Origin of the sequence: Bacillus sp. AY2-1 (genome assembly GCF_008368965.1) — a bacterium.
GTDB classification, from domain to species: Bacteria; Bacillota; Bacilli; order Bacillales; family Bacillaceae_G; genus Bacillus_A; species Bacillus_A thuringiensis_S.
This window is the reverse complement of the sequence record NZ_QPEL01000242.1, coordinates 1-4,980: the sequence shown is the minus strand read 5'-3', so window position 1 is coordinate 4,980 and position 4,980 is coordinate 1. Positions and strand designations below refer to the sequence as shown.

Here is a 4,980-nt window from a genome sequence, read left to right as displayed (position 1 = left end):
AAATTGTTTATCTTCTTTTGATTGGAAATTATTTTCGTTTTTCTCTTTTTTCACTATTTCGTAAAGCTCATTATATTCTTTTTGTTTCACACAATCTCTCATTACACATTTTACATTTTCAATATATTTTATTTTTTTATTTTTGGTCAGTGCAAATATATAATTTGGATCAATACCAAGTCTTTCAGATAGTTGATACAACAATATGCTAGATGGATAAATAATCCCTTTTTCTATCTTACTAATTTGGCTTTGTGAACATATTCCATGACATAATTCAGATTGTGACATATTTTTTTCTTTCTAAGTTCTTTAATAATAATACCAAGATTGTAGAATTCCATCTTTCCTCCCTCAAATGTAACACTTTATGAGTATAAGAATATTTTTCAACTTTTAATGTAATGTAAAATTAGTATAGTTACAATTACTATTTATATGGATTTATAGTTTTTTACAAACTTGTATCACAATATGAGAAATTATTACAATAAAGTTCACTAATAACCAATGGGAGTTTTATTCATCACCACTGATTATTAGTCCACTCCAAGCAGGCGTTTACAGGTAGTTCGATTTCTTTGTCACAGCTAAATTTTGAGGTGAGAATCTTACTGCCCGCAAATAGCGAAATTAAAAGAAATAAATATGATTTTTGACCTTTATTTTTTTTAATAGTTTCTTTTGATTTTATATAAACAATTTCGAAGGGGCTTATTTTATGAAAAGAATATTAACCGAAAGAGAATTAGAAGTGGCTATTTATGTAGCAAAAGGATATACAGATGCAGAAATTTCCAGAAAAATATATGTTACCCCTAGAAGAATTTCAACGATAATTAATCATATTAAAGAAAAATGGCATATTAATTCTAGAGTGGAATTAGGTATTTTAGTTTATCATTATGGTTTTATAGATGCACCCTTATTTTCTAATAAGGAAATTCAGCTATGCAAAAAGGTTGTACAGTAGATAGCAGAATATAAAAAGGTTAGAGAATTAACTTCTCTAACCTTTTTATATTCAATATTAGCTTTTAAACAGCCCTAATGCTACCATTAATCCTGTTATCTGTTCAACCTTGTATAAACACAAAAAAGAATTAGCCCTTCCTACTTTTCAAAACTAGTTACAATTCTCTCTTTCATTTTCTGTATTACTTCATTGCTCAATACCTTTTGACCAGCAGGAAGTTTTAATATGGCAGCAGCACCTTTACTAAGGTATATTTCTTGATCATTATTTTGATTTACTACCAATATTCCTTGCCCTTCAAATTCGAAATAACTAATATCTTTTGTTTCATTTGTATTATTTTTTATTGCTTTATATAATCCATATAAATCTTTACTTCTATTTTCTCCGCCCGTTCGAATCGGTTCAGTATCATTCGCAACAATTAGTCCTTCTGGCTGCTCACCCTTCATAATAAACCACAGCTTTTCATTTGTTGGTAATAGCAATTGCTTAAATTCAGAGCTATTTAAAATTTGCTGTGCTGGAATTGTTGCATAGATTGGTAACGAAAATGGAGATGTTGTTATTTTTTCAAAATTTAAATTTTCAGAAGAACTTCCCTTACTATATTGATAATCTTTTAATGCGATCGATTGTACTGATTCACTTTTATTTTTTGATGCATAACTAATTTTACTAGCGAAAATAATAACGGTCATTAAACACATGCACGGTATCACAAGCTTAAGTAGATTTCCCATTTATGAACCCCCGCTTTTAATATTATTAGTTTGCATGGATATTATAAACAGTTTCACTCCACCAAAAATTATTATTGTTATGGAACGTACTGAAATTATGATTATAATGATCACCATACCAAGGGTCCATGTACGTTATATAATCTGTTCCATTTGTCCCTTTATAAAATCCATCAAGTACTAGAAAGTGTCCGATGTTAGCTCCATTTTGCCACATAATGAGTACAATCATCGGCTGATTACTATTAATTTGACTTTTGAACCAATCATACGATTTTGCTCCAGAACTTATAGCTGAACTAACACCATATCCCGATAATCCATATTGTATTTCACGTGAAGTTGCAGGATTATTATATGATCCACCCTTAACATACCTAACGTACTGATCTTGTGAAGGAGTTTTCCCAAAATAATTTAAAACTGAAACCGAAGTGCCTGCCCAACACCAATTTGATCTTTCTTGTAATATGTTAGGTACAGATAATTTACGGTCTATTGGTGTACTTGGAGGATTTCCATTAATATACGCTGACGTTACATATACTTTTTTTCCATCTTTAAAATAGTAAAACCAACGATTATCTAAATTTCCTGTCCAGTAATCTTTAACCGCTTCACCATACTCCCATCCTTTAAAAGATACTTTTGTATTTCCGGGAATCACATCTACAATATTTGCATTCAAACTTTTCGCCTCTCTAACATTTACATTCAATGGAGCTGTTGTCCCTGAAAATTCAACTTCTTCTGCTATTATTTTCTGAACACCAATAAAACTAAATGTGAAGAACAATAAAACCATACAAACAATAAAATGCTTTCTTCCCTTCATTTCTCCACCCCTTCATCTGTACTAAAAAACATCAACAATTCATCCTTATTAATTGTTCAAGCTTAATATTACATACTAACGAAAAATGACTTCTCATAAAGTAAAACTTTAATCAGTGGGGGTTTTATTCATCCCTCACTGATTATTAGTTAAACTAATCGGGCTTTTACGGGCTGCCCGATCCCCACCTAACTTCTTTGCTCTCGCTGAATTTTGAGGTGGGAGTCTTACTGCCCGGCAAATAGCGAGATAAATTCCAATATAAAAAAGGAGCCTATAAATTTTTATAGGCTCCTTTTTATTTCGTCGTTATTACTTAGCTAATTCTTTCGTACCCTTCATTACATCAACGAAGAATCCCCAGTTATTCACTACAGAAGAGATACTGATATGTTCATCTGGAGTGTGGACGTTAAAGATGTCTGGTCCGAATGAAATTGCATCTAATTCAGGCATCTTTTGAACGAATGCGCTACACTCAATCCCCGCATGTACAGCGAAGATTTCAATTTCTTTATTGTATTTTTCTTGATGTACTTTTTCAAATAAATTACGAATTTGTGAGTTTGGATTGTATGGCCATTCTGGATACTCTGACTCTATTTCAAATGTAGCACCAACTAATTCAGCAATATATTTGATTTCTTCTGCAACATGTTGTTTTAAACTACTTACAGAACTTCGCACTTCGTTACGTAATTTAATTTCATCTTGCAACGTTTCAATAACGCCTAAATTTGTTGAGCTTTCTACAAGACCTTTAATATCCATGCTCATACTTTGAATACCATTCGGAATTAAGAATAATGATGAAATAAGCTGCTTTTGTGTCTCTTTAGCAAATACTTTTTCAACTGTTTCATCCAATTTTGTCAGTGTAACATGAACATCTGAATCAACAGCACGCATTTCTTCTTGTAATACACGTGTCCATGATTCTAGTTTTTCTTCTACTTGCCCTACATCTTCTGTACGAATTAAAATTGTAGCTACACTTTCACGCGGAATTGCATTCGTTTTTAATCCGCCGTGAACTTCACTTATGTTAAACTCCGTATGTGCTGATAAATCACGTAACACTCGTCCTAATACTTTGTTCGCATTACCGCGTTGTTTATCAATTTCCATACCAGAATGTCCGCCTTTTAGACCGCCAACATATAGACGGTATGCATCCATATTCGCTGGTGTTTCATCCCAAATTACGGGAATTGTTTCAACAGCTTTCGCACCACCTGCACTACTTACAAGTAATTTATGATCTTCTTCAGAATCAATATTTATAAATATCTTTCCTTCAAAATGATTTGGATCAATAGCAAAAGCCCCGCCCATTGTCGTTTCTTCTTCAGTAGTGATAACGACTTCAAGTGCTGGATGCGGAATTTCTTTTGAATCTAATAAAGCTAATGCATACGCAACTGCAATACCATTATCCGCACCTAAAGTTGTTTGATTTGCATATAACATGTCCCCAATGATTCGTAATTCAATTGGATCTTTTTCAAAATCATGTACTGTTGCTTGATTTTTTTCGCAAACCATATCCATATGACCTTGAATAATAATAGCTGGTACATTTTCATAACCAGCTGTTGCTTCTTTTTTAATAATGACATTTAATGCTTCATCTTGAATGACTTCTAAGTTACGCTCTTTTGCAAAGCCCACTAAATAATCACTAATTTCCTTTTCATTACCTGATCCTCTAGGAATCTTTGAAATTTCTGCAAAATGATAAAATACAGGGTGCTTTGTTAATTGTTCTAAAGTAGAATACATTTTTCAAGCTCCTCTCAAAATGAAAAAATAATATGTAAGTCTCATATCATTATACCACGATTCATTATTTTACCTTTCTTTTAACTTTTATTGTTCATTTTATGTACAACACTCTTACAACATTGTAAGGGCGTTGTAAGCTATATCGATTTTTCACATTTAATAATAGTCGTATACTTTTTAAAGAAACACATTAAAGGAGATAAAGAAAATGAAAAAGTTTTTAGCAATTATTACACCATGTTTATTATTTTTTAGTTTTACTATTGGCTGTGAGAGAGCGTCACTAAATAGAATTGGTAAAGATGTATATTACATGCAGATAAAAGGCGAAGGAACTATCGAAAAGGTAGATGGTAGAAACTTACGAAACTATACGCTGCCCGCATCTGATGAAGATGGCGTCAAAAAACAAATTACATTTAGAAGTACAAAAAAAGAAAACAATCATAAATTAAATGCAGACGCGTTTTTACGCCTTTATGTAGATCAAGATGATAATAATAAAAATGAAATATCATCAATTGAAGTAAAGTCCTATGAAGAGATTCAGAAAGCAGATTTGCCTGAAAAAATAAGAGAAAAGTTTACTATTAAATAAAAGAACAAAAGAAAATGCTCTATGCATTTTCTTTTGTTCTTTT

Annotated in this window: 5 protein-coding genes and 1 pseudogene; 2 read left to right on the top strand and 4 right to left on the bottom strand. The window is 31.6% G+C overall.

Features of this window, described 5'->3' with window-relative positions:
• Positions 1-344 (bottom strand): annotated as a pseudogene (locus DN403_RS29705) (helix-turn-helix domain-containing protein); the annotation flags it as partial.
• Between the two features lie 377 nt (positions 345-721).
• Here DN403_RS29705 and DN403_RS29700 point away from each other — a divergent pair.
• Entirely contained in the window at positions 722-973 is a 252-nt protein-coding gene (locus tag DN403_RS29700; protein ID WP_000821942.1) for a response regulator transcription factor, read from the top strand.
• A gap of 140 nt (positions 974-1,113) precedes the next feature.
• Here DN403_RS29700 and DN403_RS29695 read toward each other — a convergent pair whose 3' ends face one another.
• From DN403_RS29695 to pepD, 3 genes are all read right to left on the bottom strand, one after another.
• On the bottom strand, positions 1,114-1,719 hold the full coding sequence (locus tag DN403_RS29695; protein WP_000527413.1) for a hypothetical protein: 606 nt from the start codon (positions 1,717-1,719) through the stop codon (positions 1,114-1,116).
• Between the two features lie 25 nt (positions 1,720-1,744).
• Positions 1,745-2,554, bottom strand: a complete 810-nt coding sequence (locus DN403_RS29690) for a papain-like cysteine protease family protein (protein ID WP_000678376.1) — start codon at positions 2,552-2,554, stop codon at positions 1,745-1,747.
• A 312-nt stretch (positions 2,555-2,866) separates the two neighbouring features.
• The gene (gene pepD / locus DN403_RS29685; protein WP_000287540.1) at positions 2,867-4,336 is read right to left on the bottom strand and encodes a beta-Ala-His dipeptidase; all 1,470 of its coding nucleotides are present in this window, start codon (positions 4,334-4,336) and stop codon (positions 2,867-2,869) included.
• 211 nt (positions 4,337-4,547) lie between these two features.
• Here pepD and DN403_RS29680 point away from each other — a divergent pair, with 211 nt between their 5' ends.
• Positions 4,548-4,937 (top strand): YxeA family protein, encoded by a 390-nt coding sequence (locus DN403_RS29680; protein ID WP_149186063.1) that lies wholly within the window; start codon positions 4,548-4,550, stop codon positions 4,935-4,937.
• The last annotated feature ends 43 nt before the right edge of the window (positions 4,938-4,980 follow it).